Origin of the sequence: Methylobacillus draconifructus, from assembly GCF_045984385.1 — a bacterium.
In the GTDB taxonomy this organism is placed as follows: Bacteria; Pseudomonadota; Gammaproteobacteria; order Burkholderiales; family Methylophilaceae; genus Methylobacillus; species Methylobacillus flagellatus_A.
Genome location: NZ_JBJQIJ010000005.1, coordinates 112,444 through 133,833 on the forward strand (window position 1 = coordinate 112,444; position 21,390 = coordinate 133,833).

Genomic DNA, 21,390 nt, shown 5'->3' on the forward strand with positions numbered 1-21,390 from the left:
GGGGAAATCATGTCCAAACCATTGGTTGGTATCATCATGGGCTCAGATAGCGACTGGCCCGTCATGCGCGCAGCGGCCCAGATGCTGGCTGACTTCGGCATCGCCTATGAGGCGCGCGTGGTGTCTGCGCATCGCACGCCGGACCTGATGTTCGAGTTTGCCGAACAGGCTGCCGAACGCGGCTTGCGCGTCATTATTGCCGGTGCTGGCGGTGCGGCGCACCTGCCGGGCATGGTGGCCGCCAAGACTACGTTGCCGGTGCTTGGCGTGCCGGTGCCATCCCGTCACTTGCAAGGGCAGGATTCTCTGCTGTCCATCGTGCAGATGCCCAAGGGCATCCCGGTCGCGACATTTGCGATCGGTGAGGCAGGTGCTGCCAATGCCGGTCTGTTTGCCGTAGCCATTCTGGCGACGACGGATGCCGGGCTTGCGCAGAAGCTGGCGGATTTCCGTGCCGCACAGTCCTCGCGGGTGCTGGATATGACATTGCAGGACCAGCCTTGATGCGTCTTGATGATAATGCTGAATATCGAGTTTTGAGGAGTTTTCGTGAGTAGTGCAAAAACCATATTGCCCCCGGCGATGCTGGGAATGCTGGGCGGCGGCCAGTTGGGCCGCTTCTTCGTGATTGCGGCTCATGAGATGGGCTACAAGGTGGCGGTGCTGGATCCGGACCGCAACAGCCCTGCGGGCAAGATTGCCGATGTGCACCTCTGCGCGGCCTACGACGATGAGGCTGCCCTGCGGTCGCTGGCTGAGCAATGTGAAGCCGTTACCACCGAGTTCGAGAATGTGCCGGCATCCACGCTGGAATACCTCGCGCAGCATCGCACCGTACGTCCTGCGGCAGCTTCGGTAGCGATTGCACAGAACCGCGTCGCTGAAAAGAACTTTTTCCGCGATTCCGGCTTTCCGGTGGCGCCTTATGCCGTGATCCGGCAGGCGGCTGACATTCCCGGCGCCGATAGCGGGCTTTATCCCGCCATCCTCAAGGTGGCGCGCTTCGGCTATGACGGCAAAGGCCAGGCCCGGGTGGCGACGCCTGAGGAAGCCGGCGCCGCTTTCGAGAAATTCGGCACGGAGGTCTGCGTGCTCGAGCGCATGCTGAAGCTGGATTATGAAGTGTCCGTGGTATTGGCGCGCGACGCGGAAGGCAATGTAGAGACCTTTCCCGTGGCGGAAAACAGCCACCTGAACGGCATCCTCGACGTCAGCATTGCCCCGGCTCGAGGCGATGCTGCGATTCGTGAGCAAGCCCGCCAGCTGGCGGTGGATGTGGCGCAAAAGCTCAATTACACCGGCGTGCTAGGCGTCGAGTTCTTCGTTAGCGAAGGCCGTTTGCTGGTCAACGAAATGGCACCGCGCCCGCATAATTCCGGGCACTACACCATAGATGCATGCGTGACCAACCAGTTCGAACAGCAGGTGCGCGTACTGGCAGGCCTGCCGCTGGGCGATGCGCGTCAGCACAGCCCGGCAGTGATGGTGAATTTGCTGGGCGACATCTGGGGCGATGGCGAACCGGCATGGGGCGATGCCTATGCCGAGCCTGGATTGAAAATGCACCTTTACGGCAAGCATGAGGCCAGGCCTGGCCGCAAGATGGGGCACTTTACCGTGATCGGGGACAGGCTGGACCAAACCCTGCAGGGCGCATTGAAAGTGCGCCATGCCTTGGGAATTGAGGACTGACGAAGACGAAGCCGGATTGAAATAAAAAAGCCAGGCGGTCTGCCTGGCTTTTTTATTTTTTGCTTTTGCTGCTCACCGTTAAAGCGTTAGCCAACTCTTGGGTAGGAATTATGAGTAATGCCTACAATCCGAGTCGGGCAATAAGCAGGGTTTTGTAAACGTAGGACAATAAAAATGCAATAAAAAAGCCGGGATGTCCCGGCTTTTTACACAAGCATGCAAGCTGGATTAGGCAAGTGCCTTGATCGCTGCGCTCAGGCGGCTCTTGTGGCGAGCGGCCTTGTTCTTGTGGATGATTTTCTTGTCTGCAATGCGGTCGATCACGCTGACATTTTCGTTGAACACGCTTTGAGCTGCAGTCTTGTCGCCGGCTTCAACCGCTTTGATGATCTTTTTGACCGCGGTACGCAGAGCCGAGCGCAAACTTGCATTGTGGGCGCGTTGCTTGATTGCCTGACGTGCACGCTTTCTCGCCTGTGCGCTATTAGCCATGGATGATAATTCCTGTTAATTGAATTCGAAGCCCGGCATATTAACCAATTTTCCTCCTGAATGCAATCCCTATGTTGACCTTTCAGTGAGTTGCCGGACTAGCCGTGATAAAATCCCCGCTTTGGTCTATCCCTTGGGCTCGATTACTCGTGATGCGTGTGCAATGAATCTGTTAAAAGCGTTAGCTGCTGTCGGGAGCATGACCTTTGTTTCCCGGGTATTAGGGTTCGTCAGGGATACGTTAATTGCACGGGTGTTCGGTGCAGGGATCTACACGGACGCCTTCTTTGTAGCCTTCAAGATTCCCAACCTGTTGCGCCGCCTGTTTGCCGAGGGCGCTTTTTCCCAGGCTTTTGTGCCGGTCCTGGCCGAATACAAGAACCGCCGAGGCCACGACGAAACCTATGACCTGATCAGCAAGGTGGCGACCCTGCTCGGCCTGGTGCTGATGGGAGTGACCCTGGTAGGCATGCTGGCGGCTCCGGTAGTCGCCTACGTCAGCGCGCCGGGCTGGGCGCATAGCGAACCTGAGACCTTCGCGCTGACCATCGACATGCTGCGCATCATTTTCCCCTATATCCTGCTGATCTCCCTGGTTTCCCTGGCTGGCGGCGTGCTCAATACCTATGGCAGGTTTTCCGTGCCGGCGTTTACGCCGGTCTGGCTCAATATCGCATTTATCATCGCCGCATTGTTCTTTGCCCCTTATTTCGACCCGCCTATCATGGTGCTGGCCTGGGCAGTGTTCGCAGGCGGCGTGCTGCAACTGGCCTTCCAATTGCCCTTCCTGCGCAAGATCGGCATGCTGCCGAGATTGCGGTTCGATTTCAGGGATGAGGGCGTCTGGCGCATCTTGCGCTTGATGGGGCCGGCAGTGTTCGGCGTCTCGATTGCCCAGCTGTCATTGCTCATCAACACGATTTTTGCCTCTTTCCTCGAAAGCGGCAGCGTGTCCTGGCTTTATTATGCCGACCGCCTTATGGAGTTTCCTACCGGCTTGCTGGGCGTCGCGCTGGGGACCATCCTGCTGCCCAGCTTGTCGAAAAGCGTCGCGGACAAGGCGGAACACGAGTATTCGGCGTTGCTGGACTGGGGATTGCGCCTGACATTGATCCTGGCCTTGCCGGCGGCGGTGGCGCTGGCCGTGCTGTCGGTGCCGCTGGTGACGTCCTTGTTCCACTACGGGGCCTTCACCGAGCACGACGTCTGGATGACGCGCCAGGCGCTGATTGCCTATAGCTTGGGATTGCTGGGCTTGATCCTGGTCAAGGTGCTCGCGCCCGGCTTTTATGCGCGCCAGAACGTCAAGACGCCGGTCAAGATCGCGGTGGTGACCTTGTTTGCCACGCAATTGATGAACCTGGCTTTTGTCGGCATTTTCCGGCATGCAGGCCTGGCATTGGCGATTGGACTGGGCGCCTGCATCAACGCCGGCCTACTCTATTATAACTTGCGCAAGAGCGGTATTTACCGGCCGCAGCCTGGCTGGCTGGGTTTTATTGCGCGCGTCGTCGTGGCCTTGCTGGCGATGGGGGTTGCGCTCTGGCTGGGGGCGGGCGATAGCGGATACTGGCTGCATGCCAGTTTGTGGAACAAGCTGATGTATTTGCTGGGGCTCGTGGGCCTCGGTGTGGCGGTCTATTTTGCCGCCTTGTGGCTGATGGGCTTGCGTATCCGCGACTTCATCAAGCGTAGTGTGAGCTGAGGAACGGAGCGCCATGCAGATATTTCGTCATTTCCACCAGGCAGCTCACCATCCGCTTGCGGTTGCGATCGGTAATTTCGACGGCGTGCACCTGGGCCACCAGGCCTTGCTGCGGCGCTTGATCGAGGTGGCTGCCGCACAGGGCCTGAAGTCGGCAGTGATGACATTCGAGCCGCATCCCAGGGAGTTTTTTGCCCCTGACAAGGCGCCGACGCGGCTGACTTCGTTGCGCGAGAAGCTGGAGCTGTTCGCCGAGGCCGGCGTGGATTACGTCTATGTCTGCCATTTCAACCGCCGTTTCGCCGTCATTACCGTCGAAGCCTTCATGCAGGATATCCTGCGCAACGCCTTGGATGCGCGGGCCATTCTGGTCGGCGAGGATTTCCGTTTTGGCGCCGGGCGGCAGGGCAGCATGCAAGACTTTGCCCTCGGCGGCTTTAACCTGCAAAGCCAGCCGCAGATCAACCTGGACGGCAAGCGCGTTTCCAGCACTGCAATCCGCGAGGCGCTGGCGCAAGGCCTGCTGGTTGAAGCTGCGCGCCTGCTGGGGCGGCCTTACAGCATCAGCGGCAAGGTGGTGCATGGCGACAAGCTCGCGCGCGAGCTTGGCTATCCCACGGCGAATATTCACATGCTGCACGATAGGCCGCCGCTTTTCGGCATCTATGCGGTAAAATTAGAGGGTTTGGCCGAGGGCGGCGATTGGCCCGGCGTAGCCAGCCTCGGCGTGCGCCCCACGGTGAAGCAGGATGGCAAGCCGACGCTGGAGGCGCACCTGTTCAATTTCAACGACGATATCTATGGCCGGCATGTGCGCGTGAAATTCATGCACAAGATACGCGATGAAATGAAATTCGACAGCCTGGATACCTTGAAATACTGGATTGCCAAGGATGCCGAGATGGCGCGCGAGTATTTTCGCGCCAACCCGTGAGCGACGAAGCCTGATTTTTGAAGATTGATTGAAACTAGACTGATGAGCGAAAACACCAAATACAAGTTGAACCTGCCCGAAACCAGTTTCCCCATGCGCGGAGACCTGGCGAAGCGTGAACCCGCATGGCTGAAAAGCTGGCAGGAAAAACAGGTGTACCAGCGCATACGCAATGCGCGCAAGGGCGCGAAGAAATTCATCTTGCACGACGGCCCGCCGTATGCCAACGGCGCGATCCATCTCGGGCATGCGGTCAACAAGATATTGAAGGACATCATCGTCAAGTCCAAAACCCTGTCCGGTTTCGATGCGCCTTACGTGCCGGGCTGGGATTGCCACGGCCTGCCGATCGAGCTGGCGGTCGAGAAGCAGCACGGCAAGGATATCCCGCCGGCCAAGTTCCGCGAGCTGTGCCGTGCCTATGCCGCCGAACAGGTGGCGAGGCAGAAGCAGGACTTCATCCGCCTGGGCGTGCTGGGCGACTGGGACCATCCCTACCTCACCATGGATTTCCAGACCGAGGCCGACATCATCCGCGCGCTCGGCGACATCTACGAGAACGGCTACCTCTACCAAGGCTCCAAGCCCGTGCACTGGTGCGTGGACTGCGGTTCGGCACTGGCCGAAGCCGAAGTCGAGTACGAGGACGTCAACTCGCCCGCGATCGACGTCGGCTTCAAGTTCGTCGATAACGCTGCGCTCGGCGCGGCGTTCAATACCGCCGTCAATGGCGATGCCTACGCGGTGATCTGGACCACTACGCCCTGGACCTTGCCTGCCAACCAGGCGGTAAGCGTGCATCCCGAACTCGATTACGACCTGCTGCAGACCTCGCGCGGCTTGCTAGTGCTGGCGCGCGACCTGGCCGAAGCGACGCTCAAGCGCTATGGCGAGGAAGAGGCGCAAGTGCTCGGCTCTGCCAAGGGCGCGGCGCTCAAGGGATTGCTGTTGCAGCATCCTTTCGACCAACGCACCGTTCCCGTGATCACTGGCGATCATGTCACGACCGATGCCGGTACCGGCCTGGTGCATACCGCCGCTGCCCACGGCAACGACGACTGGCTGGTGATGCGCGCCCATTATCCCGAGGAAAAGCCGCGCGTGCTGATTGGCGGCGACGGCAAGTTCTTCAACAGCGAGCTGGTCGAGCTGGCGGCAATCCGCGGCTTGAACCGGCAAGAGGCCAACAAGGTGATCCTCACCGTGTTGCAGGAGAAAGGCGCATTGTTCGCCAGCGCGCGTCTGAACCATAGTTTTCCGCATTGCTGGCGCCACAAGACGCCATTGATGCAGCTGGCGACTCACCAATGGTTCATCGGCATGAACCAGGTCGGCAGCAATGGCAAATCGTTGCGCGAACTGGCGAACAAGGCGGTGGACGATACGGCGTTCTATCCTGCCTGGGGCCGCGCGCGCCTTGAGGCGATGATCAAGAACCGTCCCGACTGGTGCGTCTCGCGCCAGCGCAACTGGGGCGTGCCGATGCCGTTCTTCGTGCACAAGGAGACCGGCGAACCACATCCGCAAACTGCGAAGCTGCTCGAGACCGTCGCCTTGCAGGTGGAACAGCAAGGCATCGAAGCCTGGTTCTCGCTCGACGGCGCGGCGTTCCTGGCCCAGCATGCGCCGGATAACGCAGATCAGTATACAAAAGTGACGGACACTCTTGATGTCTGGTTCGATTCCGGCGCCACGCATGCGGCAGTATTGAAGCGCCGTCCTGAACTGCAAAGCCCAGCCGACTTGTACCTGGAAGGTTCGGACCAGCACCGCGGCTGGTTCCAGTCCTCCTTGCTCACCGGCTGCGCCATCAACGGCCGCGCGCCTTACGACGCCTTGCTCACCCACGGCTTCACCGTGGACGAGAAGGGCTACAAGATGTCGAAATCGCGCGGCAACGGCATCGAGCCGCAGGATATCTGCAACCGCCTCGGCGCGGACATGCTGCGCCTGTGGATTGCGTCCACAGACTATTCCGGCGAAATGTCGCTGTCCGAGGAAATCCTCAAGCGCGTGACCGACAGCTACCGCCGCATCCGCAACACCCTGCGCTTCCTGCTCGCCAACCTGGCCGATTTCGATACGCGGCAGGATTCGCTGCCGGTCGGGCAGTGGCTGGAGCTGGACCGCTTCGGTCTTGCCCTGACGCAGAAATTGCAGGAGCAGGTGATTGCCGATTTCGACCGCTATGAGTTTCACCTTGCGGTGCAAAAACTGGTGGGTTTCTGCTCCGAGGAGTTGGGCGGCTTCTATCTGGATATCCTCAAGGACAGGCTCTACACTTCTGGCGACAAGTCGCACGCGCGCCGTTCCGCGCAGAGCGCGCTGCACCACATCACCCATGCCCTGATGCGCCTGATGGCGCCTATCCTCAGCTTCACTGCGGATGAAATCTGGAACACCCTGGGCCTGGATGCCCAGGCTACCGTGTTCGAGGAAACCTGGTATGCCTTGCCCGAGCACGGCCTGGATCAGGCCGCATTGCAGGCATGGGGTACGGTGCTGGAAGTGCGCAACGTCTCCAACAAGGCGATCGAGAACGAGCGTGCGCAAGGCAAGATCGGCGCCTCTCTGCAAGCCGAGCTGGATATCTATGCCAGCGGCGATATTCATGCCGCATTGGCGCGTCTGCAAGACGACCTGCGCTTCGTGCTCATGGCGTCGCGCGCCACCCTGCATGCGCGCGAAGGCGAGCTGGAGGTGAAGGTAAGCGCCAGCGCGCATGCCAAGTGCGAGCGCTGCTGGCACTACCGCGCCGATGTCGGCAGCGATGCCGCGCATCCCACTATCTGCGGGCGTTGCGTCAGCAACCTGTTCGGCCAGGGCGAGTCGCGCCATTATGCTTAAATGGCTGGGCCTTAGCGGCATCGTCATTGCGCTGGACCTTTACACCAAGCACCTGGTGCTCAAGGCGTTCGAATATGGCGAGCATGTGCAGCTGACTTCCTTTTTTGACCTGGTGCGCTACCATAACGAGGGCGCGGCATTCAGCTTTCTCGCGGGCGCGGGCGGCTGGCAGCGCATCTTTTTCAGCGCGATTGCCGTGGTGGCTTCCGTCATCATCATCCGCCTGTTGCGCAAACATCCGCAGCAGCGCCTGTTCTGCCTTGGGTTGGCCCTGGTGCTGGGCGGCGCGCTAGGCAACCTCTATGACCGCGTGACCTTGGGCTATGTAGTGGACTTTCTGTTTTTCCATTACAAGGAATACTACTGGCCGGCGTTCAACGTGGCGGATTCGGCGATTTGCGTCGGTGTTGTGTTGCTGATACTGGACAGCTTCAGGAAGAAAGCCGAGTCGCTGGACACGGAGACGTGAATAAACAAAAAAAGCACACCTTGGTGTGCTTTTTTATTTCATGTCATGGTCGGCTTGTGGAAGCGTTAACAACAATCCAGCGAAACGATTCTGGCCAGGCGCCCTGCCGTAGACAGTACAACTAGTACGGCAAGGCAGGCCAGAAGAATTTTTTTAAGCAGCTTGCTTGAGGCTGGCGATATCGATCACGAAGCGGTATTTCACGTCGCTCTTCAGCATGCGCTCGAACGCATTGTTGATCTCCTGGATCGGGATCAGCTCGATGTCGGAGATGATGTTGTGCTCGGCGCAGAAATCCAGCATCTCCTGGGTTTCCTTGATGCCGCCGATCAAGGAGCCGGCCAGCTTGCGGCGCTTGAAGATCAGGTTGGCGACGCTGGGCGAGGGATGCGGGCTGTCGGGCACGCCCACCAGGCACATCGAGCCGTCGCGCTTGAGCAAGGCCATGAACTGGTCAAGGTCGTGCGGCGCGGCGACGGTGTTGAGGATGAAGTCGAAGCTTTGCAGGTGCTGCTGCATTTGCTCGGGGTCCTTGGATATGATGACTTCATCGGCGCCCAGGCGTTTTGCGTCCTCCACTTTGCTGGGGGAGGTGGTGAACAACACCGTATGCGCGCCGAAAGCCTTGGCGAACTTGACGCCCATATGGCCCAGGCCGCCCAGGCCTACGATGCCGACTTTCTGGCCGGGGCCGACATTCCAGTGGCGCAGCGGGGAGTAGGTCGTGATGCCGGCGCAGAGCAACGGCGCTGTCGCTGCCAGGTCGAGCTTGTCGGAAATCTTGAGCGTGAAGCGCTCATCCACCACGATCAGGTTGGAATAGCCGCCATAGGTTGCCTGGCCGGGCATGTTCTTGTCCGGGCTGTTATAGGTGAATACCGAATGGTTGCAGTATTGTTCCAGGCCTTCCGCGCAATCGGGGCAGGTGCCGCACGAATCCACCATGCAGCCTACGCCTGCCAAATCGCCGATCTTGAACTTTTTGACATTGTTACCGACCTGGGTCACGCGTCCCACTATTTCATGGCCGGGCACCAGCGGAAATGTGGAGTTGCCCCATTCATCACGTGCCTGGTGCAGGTCCGAGTGGCAAACGCCACAGTATAGGATTTCGATTTCCACATCATTTGTGCCTACATTGCGTCGCTCGAAAGAGAAGGGCGATAAAGGCTGTTTGGGATCATGCGCGGCATAACTGATGGCTTTAGTCATGGAAAGCTCCTGATTGGGAATTGTTGATTCTAGCTTGAGAAGTGGTGCAGATATTATGCCGTGTCAAATAAGGTCAAGGAATGAAGATATAGAAACTTCACAATTCCATATTCAGGAATTATTCAGTTGCTTGGATAGAAACTAACATCCAAGACAGCACTTGGGAATAGTCTGTTTTTTTATCTGAGAAAGAGCTAAACAATTAATTTCTTATCATTTCTTAACAATTTCGAGGGGAGTGAAATAAACTTGTAACATGAATCATTCCTATTATAATTCGCCCCGTTCTTTACATTACTTAACACCTTAATTGGTTAAGTTGGCATTCACTTTAAAGGGGCATTCACTTATGGCAACAGCCATTCAACCTTCATCGTTTCTTATTAAGCCTACAGTCTCAGTCCTTGCGATTGCATTTTCTGCGACTGGGAGCGTCCATGCTGCAGATCAGATAACAGGCGCACAAGCGCAGGAATCCAATACCTTGCCGGAAGTCAAAGTCACTACTGCCAAGGATGGGAACAATAATGACGGTTACAAGGTTGACCGTGCATCTTCGACCAAATTTACCGCACCATTGCTGGATACGCCAAAATCAGTCACGGTCTTGACCGAGGCGCTGATCCGAGACCAGGGTGCCACCACTTTCGAACAGGCACTGCGCACCGTACCTGGCATCACATTCGGCGCCGGTGAAGGCGGCACGCCGATGAACGACCGGCCATTCATCCGTGGTTACGACTCCAGTTCTTCCACGTTTGTCGATGGCCTGCGTGACCTGGGTTCGCAATCCCGCGAAATCTTCAATATCGAAACCATTGAAGTGCTCAAAGGGCCAAGCGGTGCATTCGATGGCCGCGGTTCCGGCGGCGGCAGCATCAACATCGTGAGCAAGACCCCCAAGGCCGAGAATTTCGTCCGCGGCAGCGTCGGTCTGGGTACTGACCAGTACAAGCGCGGCACTCTGGATGTCAATTACCTGTTGAGCGAGGATATCGCAGTCCGCGTCAATGCCATGGCGCATGATGCCGATGTTCCAGGCCGTGACGACGTGGATATGAAGCGCTGGGGCTTTGCGCCTTCTATCACCTTCGGCTTGAACTCGCCTACATCCATGACCTTGAGCTACTACAAGCTGAAGACGGACGATATGCCGGATTACGGCCTGCCGTTGACATCGGCCAGCCAAGGAACAATTCGTAAACCTGTCAGTGGCATCAGCAAAGATAACTTCTATGGCTTGAAAGACCGTGATTTCCGCAAGACGGAAATCGATGCCGGTACGGCGACCATCAAGCATGCCTTCAATGACGATGTCAGCTTCCGCAACGTGACCCGCTATGCGGTTTCCAGGAATGACTACATCGTGACCAATCCGGATGACTCCGCTGGCAACATTCCAAGAGGCTATGTCTATCGCTCATCCAAGAACCGCAACTCCAAGACAGAGTCTTTTGGTAACTTGAGTGAATTCAACTTCAAGTTCAATACTGCTGAGATTAAGCATAACCTCAGCGCTGGTTTTGAATATAGCTATGAAGATACTACCAATCGGCCCTATGCGGTGAGTAATGCTGTTTCTGGTAATAACTGTACTAACGCAGGCATGCTGAGTTCGTATACCTGTACCAGCCTCTACGATCCGAATCCATCCGACCCATGGTTGGGTACTGTGACCAAGAGTGCTAATCACTCAGATACTAGAAGTCAGACCAAATCACTCTATGTTTTTGATAGTGCTGAGATTGCCAATGACTGGATATTGAATTTAGGTATTCGTAGGGATATTTACTCTACAGACTCTCAAGGCATGGAAACTCCTAGAGGTTCGACTACGCCAGTACCTTTCAAACGTGATAATGATTCTGCATTCTGGAATTACCAAGCCGGTCTGGTGTATAAAATTCAGCCCAATGCCAATATCTATATTTCTCATGGTACCTCTTCGACGCCGAGTGGTACTTCCAATGGTGACGGTACTGAAAATCTTGCTGCAGGCAATATGAACTTGGCACCGGAGCGTACCAAGAGTTATGAAATCGGCGCCAAGTGGGATGTTTTGACTAATCTTTCTTTGACATCCGCGATTTTCTATACAAAGAAGAACAATGCACGCGTGACCTTGGCTGATGGTACTAACATGGCTTTGGATGGCGAGCAAAAGGTCAAGGGCTTTGAATTTGGCGTTGCGGGGGCTATTACTCCCTCTTGGCAGGTCTTTGGCGGTTATACCTACCTTGACAGTGAGTTGGTCGACAATGGTCCGCGCGCAACCGATATCGCTAACAACGGCAATGAGTTTCCTGGTATTGCCAAGAACAGCGCTAATATTTGGACTACTTACAATGTGACGGAGAAATGGACGATAGGTGGTGGTGCAAACTACATGGATCGTGTCTATGCCGATACCGCCAACAATATCATTATTCCTTCATGGACCAGATTCGATGCCATGACCAGCTACAAGATCGACAAGAACCTGACCTTGCAGCTCAATGTATTGAACCTGACCGACAAGAGATACTTTGACAAGACATTCACCACGCACTTCGCCAATGTGGCTGCTGGCAGGTCTGCAATGTTGTCTCTGATATTCAATTATTGATTGTATTATCCGAATCGGCTTTCATCCTCGAACTAACCAAGGATGAAAGCGATGGAGTAACAAAAAGCCCCGCAAATCCTGGATTTGCGGGGCTTTGTTTTTCATGACTGTTTAGCGGCCGGGCTTGTCCACGGATAGCCCCAAGGTGCCGGTACTGGCCAGCAACAGGAAGCCGCCCGCAATGGCCAGATCCTTGAGGAACAGGATGGATTGCAGCGAGTCCTTCAGGTCGAAATGGAAGAGGAAGGCAGCCGCAATGCAGAAAATGGCGAGTAGCCAGGAAACCAGGCGTGTCTGGAAACCGACTACAATCGCGATCCCACCCAGGAGCTCAAGCGCTATCGTGGGCCATAGTAGTATGCCTGGCACCCTGGCAGACTCCATGTAGGCTACCGTGCCGGTCTGGTCCGCAATCTTTCCTGCGCCCGCAACGATGAAAATGATGGCGATCAGGATACGACCAACTAGGTGTGCATATTGATTCATTCATATCTCCTCTGCGTTTAGTATTGGAATAATTGGCAGGCAGCGATTAAAACTCATTCGCTGCCAAGCTCCACCATAAAGCAAAATGGATGAGGATGCCATGCCGGCATATTGATCCAGTCCGGGCACGGCCTCGTATCTTATCTCCTCATGGTCAATATCAGGCAAGTCATGCCTGGGATGCGTGCTTGACAAGTTGCTGGAGCAGGCGGCAATAAAAAAGGGGCTTGAAAGCCCCTTGTGCGATAGCGTGGATATTCAGTGATTCGAGTTCAAGCGGATTTTCTGCAAGATGATAGTGGACAATTCTTCAATCGAACGGCTTGTGGAGTCAATCCAACTGATGCCTTCACGCTGCATTAGGTCTTCCGCCAGGCGGATTTCATGGCGGCAATTGTCCAAGGACGCATAGTGGCTGTCGGGGCGGCGTTCGCTGCGCACGCTATGCAGGCGTTCGGGATTGATCGACAGGCCGTAGAGCTTTTCGGGGTGCTTCTTCAATGCCTCAGGCAAGGTGCCGCGCTCGAGGTCTTCAGGAATCAGCGGATAGTTCGCGGCCTTGATGCCGAACTGCATTGCTAAGTACAGGCTGGTCGGCGTCTTGCCGCAACGGGATACCCCGACCAAGATTACTTGCGCTTCGCTGAGGCCGAAGTCGGTCATGCCGTCGTCGTGGTTGAGTGTGAAATTGATCGCATCGATGCGCTCATAGTAGCTGTTGCCCAGCACGCTATGGGCGATGCCCGAGGTGCGCGAGGGCTGTTCCTGCAACTCCTCGGCCAGCGGGTCGACAAACGAGCCGAATACATCCAGATGCACGGCGTTGCTTTGCTTGAGCATGTCGCGCAGGTCGGTGTTGACCAGGGTCATGACGACGATAGGCCGTGCCCCGTCAGCTTTCTCCGTGTCGGCGATCTTGACCAGCGCTTCTTCCACCTTCTGCTCCGAATTGGTGAAAGGCAGCCGGATATGCTTGAAGCTCACTGTGGGAAAGTGCGCCAGCAGGTGCCCGACGGACTCGGCGGTAATCCCGGTACCGTCGGAAATGAAAAATACACTGCGTTTCTGCATGGCGCGCTATCCCTTGGCCTAAGTGAGTTACTTGCTCTTGCTGATACGTTGCCAGGTGTTGATCACGGTATCAGGGTTGAGGGATACGGACTTGATGCCCTTTTCCACCAGCCATTCCGCGAAGTCGGGATGGTCGGAAGGCCCCTGACCGCAGATGCCGACATACTTGTCCAGGCGGTTCGCGGTGCTGATCGCCATTTCCAGCAACACCTTGACCGCAGGGTCGCGCTCGTCGAAGCCGGCAGCCACCAGGCCTGAGTCGCGGTCCATACCGAGGGAGAGCTGCGTCAGGTCGTTGGAACCGATGGAGAAACCGTCGAAATATTCCAGGAACTGTTCAGCCAGCAAGGCGTTGGATGGAATCTCGCACATCATGATCAGGCGCAAGCCGTTTTCGCCGCGCTTGAGGCCGTGCTTGGCCAGGATTTCGACGACCTTGCGTGCTTCGTCCAGTGTGCGCACGAACGGGATCATGAGTTCGACGTTGGTGAGGCCGAGCTGCTCGCGCACCTTGCGCATCGCAATGCACTCGAGCTCGAAGCAGTCCTCGAAATCGGGCGAAATGTAGCGCGTTGCGCCGCGGAAGCCCAGCATCGGGTTTTCTTCTTCCGGCTCATAAATCTCGCCGCCAATCAGCTTGCGGTATTCGTTGGACTTGAAGTCGGACATGCGCGCGATGACAGGCTTGGGCCAGAATGCCGCACCGATGGTGGCCACACCCTCGGCCAGCTTGTCGATGTAAAACTGGCGAGGGCTTTCGTAGCCCTTGGCGCGGCGCTTGATTTCCTCTTGCAGGTCGGCAGGCACGCTGTCGAGGTTGAGGATGGCCTTGGGGTGGATGCCGATCATGTTGTTGATCACGAATTCCAGGCGGGCCAGGCCGACGCCGTCGTTCGGGATTTGCGCGAAGCTGAACGCCATGTCGGGGTTGCCGACGTTCATCATGACCTTGACAGGCGCCGGAGGCAGCTTGGCTTCTTCTTCCTGGGTGACGGTGAAAGGCACTGCGCCGGCATAGACGTAGCCGGTTTCGCCTTCGGCACAGGAGACGGTGACGACCTTGCCGTCTTCCAGCAGGTCGGTGGCGTTGACGCTGCCGACGATCGCAGGGATGCCCAGCTCACGCGCAATGATGGCAGCATGGCAGGTACGGCCGCCGCGGTTGGTCACCAGCGCGGATGCGCGCTTCATGACGGGCTCCCAGTTCGGATCGGTCATGTCGGCCACCAGGACGTCGCCAGGTTGCACGGTGTTCATCTCGGAAGCGTGCTTGACCACGCGCACCGGGCCGGAGCCGACTTTCTGCGTTACGGCGCGGCCGGTGATGATCGCGGTGTTGCCGCTGCTGTTGATCTGGAATTTCTCGACCACGTTGCCGCTTTGGGATTTCACGGTTTCCGGGCGGGCTTGCAGGATATACAGCTTGCCGTCCACGCCGTCGCGGCCCCATTCGACGTCCATCGGGCACTTGTAATGCTCCTCGATCAGTACGGCAAAACGGGCAAGCTCGAGGATTTCCTCGTCGGCGATGGAGTAGCGCGCGCTTTCTTCCTTGCTGTTCTCCACGGTATGGGTGCTTTTGCCGGCGACGTTGCTGTCGCTGAACACCATCTTGATCAGCTTGGAGCCCAGCGTGCGGCGCACGATGGCAGGGAAGCCCTTGGCCAGCAATGGCTTGTGGACATAGAACTCATCCGGGTTCACCGCGCCTTGCACCACGGTCTCGCCGAGGCCGTAGGAGGAGGTGATGAAGACCACGTCGCGGAAACCGGATTCGGTATCCATGGTGAACATGACGCCGGAGCTGCCGAGGTTGCTGCGCACCATGCGCTGCACGCCGGCAGACAGGGCGACGTCAGCGTGGATGAAGCCCTTGTGCACGCGGTAGGAGATGGCGCGGTCATTGTAGAGGGATGCGAACACTTCCTTGATTGCGTGCAGGATGTTGTCCAGGCCATGAATGTTGAGGAAGCTTTCCTGCTGGCCTGCAAAAGAGGCGTCAGGCAAGTCTTCGGCCGTCGCGGATGAGCGCACGGCAAATGTCATGTCGTCGCCGGAGTCGGCGGTCAGTGCCTTGTAATGCTCGGCGATGGCGTCTTGCAGCTCCTTGGGGAAGGAGGTGTCGACAATCCATTGGCGGATCTTTTCGCCGGTGGCGGCCAATGCATCGACATCGTCGACATCGAGCTTGTCGAGTTCCGCATTGATGCGCTTGTCCAAGCCGTCTTGTGCCAGGAATTGGCGGTAGGCGTGAGCTGTCGTGGCAAAACCACCTGGCACTCGTACGCCCTTGGCAGTGAGTTGGCTGATCATTTCGCCCAAAGAGGCATTCTTGCCGCCAACTGCAGGCACATCAGAGATGCGCAGCTTGTCAAAGGCGATTACGTAATCCAACATGTTTACTCTCCATCAATTACATGGCGCTGGGCGCACGTAAGTTTTTGTTTCAGTATGGCTTTCCATTAAGCAGTGAGCTATCGGGGAGCGTAATACTAAAAAGCTAAAGATTTTAAGGGGATGTAGATAAGAAAACCAATATTTTGCCTTATTCTGGGCTTTGGTGTCACGCGTCACCGCATGCGGACAGCAAAAAATCCCCTTGCAAACGCAATAATCCGGGTAATTGTAAACGCTGTGCAAGAGCTTGGGGATAGGGACTAGTCCAAACGGGCTAGGAGTTCTTAAGTTATTTTCTGGCCGGATGCTTGTTCAGCTTGCGCTGCAGGGTGCGCCTGTGCATATTGAGGCTGCGGGCAGTGGCGGAGATGTTGCCGTCGTTTTCCTGCAGTACGCGTTGGATGTGCTCCCATTCCATGCGGTTGACGGAAAGCGCATTTTCGGGGACGGGGGCGTTGATATCGCCTTCCGTTCGCTCGAATGCGGCAAGCACCTGGTCCGCGTCCGCAGGCTTGGCAAGGTAGTGCGTTGCGCCCAGCTTGACCGCCTCCACGGCGGTGGCGATGCTGGCATAGCCCGTGAGCACTACGATGCGGGTCTGGTTGTCGAGCTGGTGAAGATGCCTGACCAACGCCAGTCCGGAATCTCCGGGCATGCGCAGGTCGATGACGGCATATTCCGGGCTTTCGTCCACATACATGGACATGGCATCGGCCACATTGTGGGCGACCTGCACCAGGAATCCCCGTTTCTGCATGGCTTTTTCCAGAACTTGCGTGAAGATCTCGTCATCATCCACCAGCAGCATTGTCGGTTGGTCTTGAAGCGGTTCTTGTGTCATGGCGTGTGTTTCGGCGTGGACTGCAATTGGAGGTTTTTCAACGGAATGCGCACCCGGGTTAACGTACCTTGGGGTTCCCTGGGCGTGAACGCGACTTCGCCATCGAATTTTTCCAACACCGACTTGGCCAGGAATATGCCCAGGCCCAAGCCGCCGGCGTCCTGCTTGGTGCTATGGAATGGCCTGCCCATCAACGCGAGCCGGTCCGCGCTGGGAAAGCTACCTTGGTCATGGATGTCGACGACCAGGATATCCTGATCCACCTGGGCAGCCAGGCTAATGCCGTCGGGCGAGGCGTCGGCAGCGTTGTTGATCAGGTTGGTGAGGGCCTGGCCCAAGGCAAGGTCGGCCACAATCACCGGGCTCGGTTGTGTCAGCTGGATGTCCAGCTTGATCTGCGTGGCCGGGCGCATCTCCTTCCAGCGCTCCGCCACTTGCCTGATAAAGGCATCCGCAGGCATGGAGGAAGCGGCTTCGGAGCGCATCATGCCCGCCGATGCGGTGATGGAGGAGAGGATTTCCTTGCAACGGTCGATTTGCCTGCGCAGCAGGGTGAGCGCGCCGGACAGCTCAGGATCGTGCCGATGCTCCTGCACCAGCTCCTGGGCAATGACCGCCATGGTGGAGAGCGGGGTGCCGAGCTCGTGCGCCGCGCCTGTCGCCAGAGTGCCGATTGCCAGCATGCGTTCGCTCGCGAGCACTTTTTCCCGCGATTCGGCCAGCAGCTTGTCATATTCGCGCAGGTTGCGTCCCATGCGCTCCACGAAAAATGCAATGACGACCGCGCTGACGACGAAACCGCCCCACATGCCGAGCAAATGCAGGCTGAAGCCTTCGTCATGCTCGTGGTAGGAAGCGCCGTGATGCACTGCGCTATGAATGGTCAACGGCTCGTACCAGAACATCAGCAGGCTGTAGGCGGCAATGACCAACGCCGCGATCAGCCATGTATAGCGCCAGGGCAGCGCGACGGCGGCCACCGATAGCGGCAGCAGGTACATCCAGACGAAAGGGTTGCTGTAGCCTCCCGTGACATAGAACAGCCAGGTGAGCAGGGCAATGTCGAGCAATAGCTGTGTCAGCAGCTCGAGTTCATGGATGCGTGCCTGGCGCCACAGGCGCAGCCAGCTGAGTAGGTTGACGGCCAGCATGAGGCCGATGGCGCTGGCGACCTCGAACATGGGCAGCGCGATGTCGAATGCCCGGGTAGCGACTACGCTGGCCAATGCCAGGGCGGCCATCATGACGACGCGCAGCCACAGCAGGCGGCGCAGGTTCGTGGCAAAGGCGAGTGAGGACATGGGGCGATTCTACCCTAGGCAGGGCTTGGCAATGCATGCGGCAGAATGCCGCATCCGCGCAAATACGCCTTGCCTGGCGTGAGAGAGGCTGCGACAACATGTCGCATTCCCAGGCACTGGCGCTGCATTTAATATTCCCTTATCCAATTGAGGATACCTCGTCTAAAGGCCGATGGCCTTTTCACAGAGGCTGGGTACTTGCTGGTGCCCAGCCTTTTTCTTTATCCGTACTCCGCAGTTGGCTCCAAGCCGGATGGCATGCCTGGCCCGTGCGGGCAGGCTAGATATCCAGCCGGACAGAGGCGTAGACGCCGCGGCCCTCGCCAGGCGAGTGCAAGGTTTGCGTATAGTCAGGGTCGTAATAGACATATTCGTAGTAACGGTCCGCCAGGTTGCGCACTTGCAGTTCCAGGCTGACGTTTTTCCGCACTTGCCATGCGGCGCCCAAATTGACGAGGAAATAGCCGCCGTATTTGCCCCAGGTGTTGGAGCGTTCCAGGTAGTAATCGCCTTGCCCGTTGCCCCAGGCGGAAAGCTTGAGCGTGGGCAGGATGCGGTAATCGGCGCCCAGGCCGTAAATCTGCCTTGGTACATGGTCGATCTCGTGGCCCTTGTTGCCCAGTTCGGTGTTGCCCGGCTTGGTGATTTCCGAGCGCTGTATCGACAGGTTGGCCCAGATATCCAGCTTTTCCGTTGGGCGTAGGTTGGCCTGGAAATCGATGCCCTGGCGCAAGGTCTGGCCGATGTTCTCGGAATCATTGCTGGCGCTGCCCAGGATGCGGCGCGCCTCGTTGCTGGCTTTCTGCTCCCAGGCCGCGATACGCCCGTCGATCCAGTCCGTAGGCTGGAATTTCAAGCCGACCTCCCAGCCGTCGTTGATGGAGGGCTTGAGGTCGGGCGCGAGCGGGTTAGTTTTATAGGTGGCTGCGCCGATGCCGACCTGGAAGCTGCGCCCCCAGTTGCCGTAGACGCTGTAATGCTCTGACAGGCTATATACCGCGCTGATCTTGGGCTGGCGGATGGCGCCGTAGTCCTGCGCATCGGCATTGCTGCCATCGAGCAAGTTCTTGAAATCGCCGTCCACGCGGTCCACGCGATAGGCCGGCACGATCTTGAGCTTGGCGGTGGGGCGGATCACCGCCTGCAGGTAGACGCCGTAGGTGTCGAACTCGTAATGCTGGTTGCGCGTTGCACCCAGCCGGCTGCGGGCGTTGGTCGTGTAGCGGTAGTTTTCGTTGTTCTGCCATTCGGCGCTGAAGCCGCCCTCGACGGCAAGGCTGTGCAGGCCGAGATGGTCCACGTCCGGCCGCCAGGTCAAGGTGGACAGCACCCCGGTATGGTTCTCCCTGAGCAGGCGTTCCTGCTGGTTGGCGTTCATGACGGAAAACCTCACCCAGCGCTGGTCGTCCATGGTGTTGAGGTAGGCCTTGTTGGACCAGAACCAGTGATCGTTGATGGTCCAGTCGAAATGCAGGCTGAGCTGGTTGAGCTCACGCTCTCCGCCGTCAGTGGCATTGTGCGGCAGGGATTGCCGGGGGTGGGCGCGCGATTGCGCATAGGTCAGGTAGCCGGCTTCCTGGGCGTCCTGCCGGTAATGGCGTGCGATCAGGCCGGTTCGGAAGCGGCCGTCCTCGGAATCGTAAAACCATTTACCTGCCACCGAATGCTTGCGGGAATCGGAATGGTCGCGGTAACCGTGATATTCCTGCACTGCCGCAAAGTAATTCTGGCTGAAGCCGTCTTTCTCGATGCCGACGGCGGTTTGCAGTTCACGCGTGTTGAAGCTGCCGTAGCTGGCCCGCGCCGTTGCGTAGTTGCCGCCTATCCTGGTGACGACGTTGGCATTGCCCGCAATATTGTGCAGGCCGTACCGCGGGTCGTTGGTGCCGCGTACGACTTCGATCGCCTCGATATCGAGCGGCATCAGCATATCCAGATAAGGCATGTTGCCGTCGTTGCTGTTGCTGGGGATGCCGTCGATGAGCAACTTGACGGCATTGACTTCCCCTTCGCCGTTGAAGCCGCGGAACGAGAATTTGCCTGTCGTGGTGCCCATGCGGTATTCGGTCAGTTGCACGCCGGGAGCGCGGGAAAACAATTGCCAGCTGTTCTGCACCGATTGGGTTTCGATCGCCTCTTTGCCGATGACGTCGACAGAGGAGAGGATGCTGCGGGCGGGCAGGGCGGAAGCGCGGTTGCCCGTCACGACGATGCCGCCGATGGTGATCGTGGAGTCGTTGCTGCCGGGCTGCGTCGTGACATGGTCTGCGAATGCCTGATGGTGGCATGCCGCCATCACGGACAGTGCAACAAGACGGTAACGGTACTGCATGAAAATGCTCCTGGGTGGGGTGTCGTCGGAATGGGTCTATCCGACCGTCATTGGTCTATTAAGGTAATGATCCGGGGTCTGCCGTTTTGCGTGACAAAGGCATATACTTGCTGCCCGGGACAGCGAATACGGCAGGCCATGCCTCATGAATCGAACATGAGGCCAGGGCCGCGGCAAGCCTGTTGAGTAGTGCTGCGATGTAGGCCCCATGGGCAATCGGCCCGTGCTTTTGCCTAAAAGGAATCATGCACGGATAATAACAACAAACGCTGTCCCTGAAGTGCGACAGATTGTCGCACTCGTATCATTTGCGTCATGCTCTCCATGAGTCAATGAAATATGAAACAAAAGATTATTGGAATTATCGGGGTTTTGATTGCTTGCTCGGCTGCCGCGGCAGAGATCGGGCTGGAGGTCGTCAACCATGAGGAGGACGCCAAGCTGCGCCAGTTGGCGGAACGTATTCCGAGCAATTGCCGTGTGGCGGGCACGCGCGATGCGAACGGGCAGCCCGTGTTTTTCTGGCAGCACACCTTCACCGACGGCACGCGCGACCTGGTCATGGCCACGTCGCTCGAGGGGCGGCTGCAAGGTATCCGGCGCGTCACCTATGACGGCAGCCGCAGCCTGGGTTGTCATTTCCCCTTGCTCGCCATCGTGCGGGGCGGCAATTGGGGCTGGCACCTGGTGTGGATGCGCATGAACAAGGGTGTGTACTACGCGCGCATGGACGGCTCGGCGTGGGTGTCTTCCCCTCCCAAGCGGATGTCCACCGACGATGTCAGCCATATCGAATTGATCTCGCTCAACAACCAAGTGAACCTGAACTGGCTGGAGATCCGCAGCGATGGCACCTCGGCGCTGCACCAGCTGGTTTCCGAGGATGATGGCCGCACCTGGGACAAGCGTTAGCGCAATGTAGGATTTTGTTAATGCCTGGCGCTTGAATTCATCCTGGATGGTCGCCATGTAGTAGTCAACCAAACATACATTGAAGGAAGGCAAG

Annotated in this window: 16 protein-coding genes; 8 read left to right on the forward strand and 8 right to left on the reverse strand. The window is 57.7% G+C overall.

Going from position 1 to position 21,390, the window contains the following annotated elements:
- The first annotated feature begins 9 nt into the window (after positions 1 to 9).
- Together purE and ACKF11_RS12120 are read left to right on the forward strand one after the other, a co-directional pair.
- Positions 10 to 504: a 5-(carboxyamino)imidazole ribonucleotide mutase gene (purE, locus tag ACKF11_RS12115; protein WP_407997249.1), complete on the forward strand. Its 495-nt coding sequence runs from the start codon at positions 10 to 12 to the stop codon at positions 502 to 504.
- 45 nt (positions 505 to 549) lie between these two features.
- Positions 550 to 1,692 (forward strand): 5-(carboxyamino)imidazole ribonucleotide synthase, encoded by a 1,143-nt coding sequence (locus tag ACKF11_RS12120; RefSeq protein WP_407997250.1) that lies wholly within the window; start codon positions 550 to 552, stop codon positions 1,690 to 1,692.
- 228 nt (positions 1,693 to 1,920) lie between these two features.
- Here the strand turns inward: ACKF11_RS12120 and rpsT are convergent, their stop codons facing one another.
- The gene (rpsT, locus tag ACKF11_RS12125; protein WP_230348911.1) at positions 1,921 to 2,184 is read right to left on the reverse strand and encodes a 30S ribosomal protein S20; all 264 of its coding nucleotides are present in this window, start codon (positions 2,182 to 2,184) and stop codon (positions 1,921 to 1,923) included.
- Positions 2,185 to 2,347: 163 nt separating this feature from the next.
- Here rpsT and murJ point away from each other — a divergent pair, with 163 nt between their 5' ends.
- From murJ to lspA, 4 genes are read left to right on the forward strand one after another with little or no spacing between them, the layout of a single operon-like run.
- Complete coding sequence (gene murJ, locus ACKF11_RS12130; protein ID WP_309566293.1) at positions 2,348 to 3,889, forward strand: murein biosynthesis integral membrane protein MurJ; 1,542 nt, start codon at positions 2,348 to 2,350, stop codon at positions 3,887 to 3,889.
- Positions 3,890 to 3,902: 13 nt separating this feature from the next.
- Positions 3,903 to 4,823 (forward strand): bifunctional riboflavin kinase/FAD synthetase, encoded by a 921-nt coding sequence (locus ACKF11_RS12135; RefSeq protein ID WP_407997251.1) that lies wholly within the window; start codon positions 3,903 to 3,905, stop codon positions 4,821 to 4,823.
- Positions 4,824 to 4,865: 42 nt separating this feature from the next.
- Positions 4,866 to 7,670: an isoleucine--tRNA ligase gene (ileS, locus tag ACKF11_RS12140; protein ID WP_407997252.1), complete on the forward strand. Its 2,805-nt coding sequence runs from the start codon at positions 4,866 to 4,868 to the stop codon at positions 7,668 to 7,670.
- Entirely contained in the window at positions 7,663 to 8,139 is a 477-nt protein-coding gene (lspA, locus tag ACKF11_RS12145; protein ID WP_407997253.1) for a signal peptidase II, read from the forward strand. Before ileS ends, lspA begins: the two co-directional genes overlap by 8 nt.
- A gap of 153 nt (positions 8,140 to 8,292) precedes the next feature.
- Here lspA and ACKF11_RS12150 read toward each other — a convergent pair whose 3' ends face one another.
- Positions 8,293 to 9,351: an NAD(P)-dependent alcohol dehydrogenase gene (locus tag ACKF11_RS12150; protein ID WP_407997254.1), complete on the reverse strand. Its 1,059-nt coding sequence runs from the start codon at positions 9,349 to 9,351 to the stop codon at positions 8,293 to 8,295.
- Positions 9,352 to 9,700: 349 nt separating this feature from the next.
- Between ACKF11_RS12150 and ACKF11_RS12155 the strand changes: the two genes are divergently transcribed.
- A complete protein-coding gene (locus tag ACKF11_RS12155; RefSeq protein WP_407997255.1) occupies positions 9,701 to 11,956 on the forward strand; it encodes a TonB-dependent receptor in 2,256 nt (751 codons plus the stop codon).
- Positions 11,957 to 12,067: 111 nt separating this feature from the next.
- Here the strand turns inward: ACKF11_RS12155 and ACKF11_RS12160 are convergent, their stop codons facing one another.
- From ACKF11_RS12160 to ACKF11_RS12185, 6 genes are all read right to left on the reverse strand, one after another.
- Positions 12,068 to 12,442: a DoxX family protein gene (locus ACKF11_RS12160; protein ID WP_407997256.1), complete on the reverse strand. Its 375-nt coding sequence runs from the start codon at positions 12,440 to 12,442 to the stop codon at positions 12,068 to 12,070.
- A 258-nt stretch (positions 12,443 to 12,700) separates the two neighbouring features.
- Complete coding sequence (gene ppsR / locus ACKF11_RS12165) at positions 12,701 to 13,513, reverse strand: posphoenolpyruvate synthetase regulatory kinase/phosphorylase PpsR (protein ID WP_407997257.1); 813 nt, start codon at positions 13,511 to 13,513, stop codon at positions 12,701 to 12,703.
- 27 nt (positions 13,514 to 13,540) lie between these two features.
- The gene (gene ppsA / locus ACKF11_RS12170) at positions 13,541 to 15,910 is read right to left on the reverse strand and encodes a phosphoenolpyruvate synthase (RefSeq protein ID WP_407997258.1); all 2,370 of its coding nucleotides are present in this window, start codon (positions 15,908 to 15,910) and stop codon (positions 13,541 to 13,543) included.
- Between the two features lie 289 nt (positions 15,911 to 16,199).
- Positions 16,200 to 16,751: a response regulator transcription factor gene (locus tag ACKF11_RS12175; RefSeq protein ID WP_407997259.1), complete on the reverse strand. Its 552-nt coding sequence runs from the start codon at positions 16,749 to 16,751 to the stop codon at positions 16,200 to 16,202.
- Entirely contained in the window at positions 16,748 to 18,052 is a 1,305-nt protein-coding gene (locus tag ACKF11_RS12180) for an ATP-binding protein (RefSeq protein WP_407997260.1), read from the reverse strand. Before ACKF11_RS12180 ends, ACKF11_RS12175 begins: the two co-directional genes overlap by 4 nt.
- A 280-nt stretch (positions 18,053 to 18,332) precedes the next feature.
- A complete protein-coding gene (locus tag ACKF11_RS12185; protein ID WP_407997261.1) occupies positions 18,333 to 20,384 on the reverse strand; it encodes a TonB-dependent receptor in 2,052 nt (683 codons plus the stop codon).
- A gap of 339 nt (positions 20,385 to 20,723) precedes the next feature.
- Here ACKF11_RS12185 and ACKF11_RS12190 point away from each other — a divergent pair, with 339 nt between their 5' ends.
- Positions 20,724 to 21,296, forward strand: a complete 573-nt coding sequence (locus tag ACKF11_RS12190) for a hypothetical protein (RefSeq protein WP_407997262.1) — start codon at positions 20,724 to 20,726, stop codon at positions 21,294 to 21,296.
- Positions 21,297 to 21,390: the final 94 nt, after the last annotated feature.

Excerpts from the sequence above, each read along its gene's own strand:
- murJ (WP_309566293.1), top strand. The coding sequence starts at position 2,348 with ATGAATCTGTTAAAAGCGTTAGCTGCTGTCGGGAGCATGACCTTTGTT.
- ACKF11_RS12180 (WP_407997260.1), bottom strand. The coding sequence starts at position 18,052 with ATGTCCTCACTCGCCTTTGCCACGAACCTGCGCCGCCTGCTGTGGCTG.
- purE (WP_407997249.1), top strand. The coding sequence starts at position 10 with ATGTCCAAACCATTGGTTGGTATCATCATGGGCTCAGATAGCGACTGG.
- ACKF11_RS12150 (WP_407997254.1), bottom strand. The coding sequence starts at position 9,351 with ATGACTAAAGCCATCAGTTATGCCGCGCATGATCCCAAACAGCCTTTA.
- ACKF11_RS12155 (WP_407997255.1), top strand. The coding sequence starts at position 9,701 with ATGGCAACAGCCATTCAACCTTCATCGTTTCTTATTAAGCCTACAGTC.
- ACKF11_RS12190 (WP_407997262.1), top strand. The coding sequence starts at position 20,724 with ATGAAACAAAAGATTATTGGAATTATCGGGGTTTTGATTGCTTGCTCG.
- ileS (WP_407997252.1), top strand. The coding sequence starts at position 4,866 with ATGAGCGAAAACACCAAATACAAGTTGAACCTGCCCGAAACCAGTTTC.
- rpsT (WP_230348911.1), bottom strand. The coding sequence starts at position 2,184 with ATGGCTAATAGCGCACAGGCGAGAAAGCGTGCACGTCAGGCAATCAAG.
- ppsA (WP_407997258.1), bottom strand. The coding sequence starts at position 15,910 with ATGTTGGATTACGTAATCGCCTTTGACAAGCTGCGCATCTCTGATGTG.
- ACKF11_RS12135 (WP_407997251.1), top strand. The coding sequence starts at position 3,903 with ATGCAGATATTTCGTCATTTCCACCAGGCAGCTCACCATCCGCTTGCG.
- ppsR (WP_407997257.1), bottom strand. The coding sequence starts at position 13,513 with ATGCAGAAACGCAGTGTATTTTTCATTTCCGACGGTACCGGGATTACC.
- lspA (WP_407997253.1), top strand. The coding sequence starts at position 7,663 with ATGCTTAAATGGCTGGGCCTTAGCGGCATCGTCATTGCGCTGGACCTT.
- ACKF11_RS12160 (WP_407997256.1), bottom strand. The coding sequence starts at position 12,442 with ATGAATCAATATGCACACCTAGTTGGTCGTATCCTGATCGCCATCATT.
- ACKF11_RS12185 (WP_407997261.1), bottom strand. The coding sequence starts at position 20,384 with ATGCAGTACCGTTACCGTCTTGTTGCACTGTCCGTGATGGCGGCATGC.
- ACKF11_RS12175 (WP_407997259.1), bottom strand. The coding sequence starts at position 16,751 with ATGACACAAGAACCGCTTCAAGACCAACCGACAATGCTGCTGGTGGAT.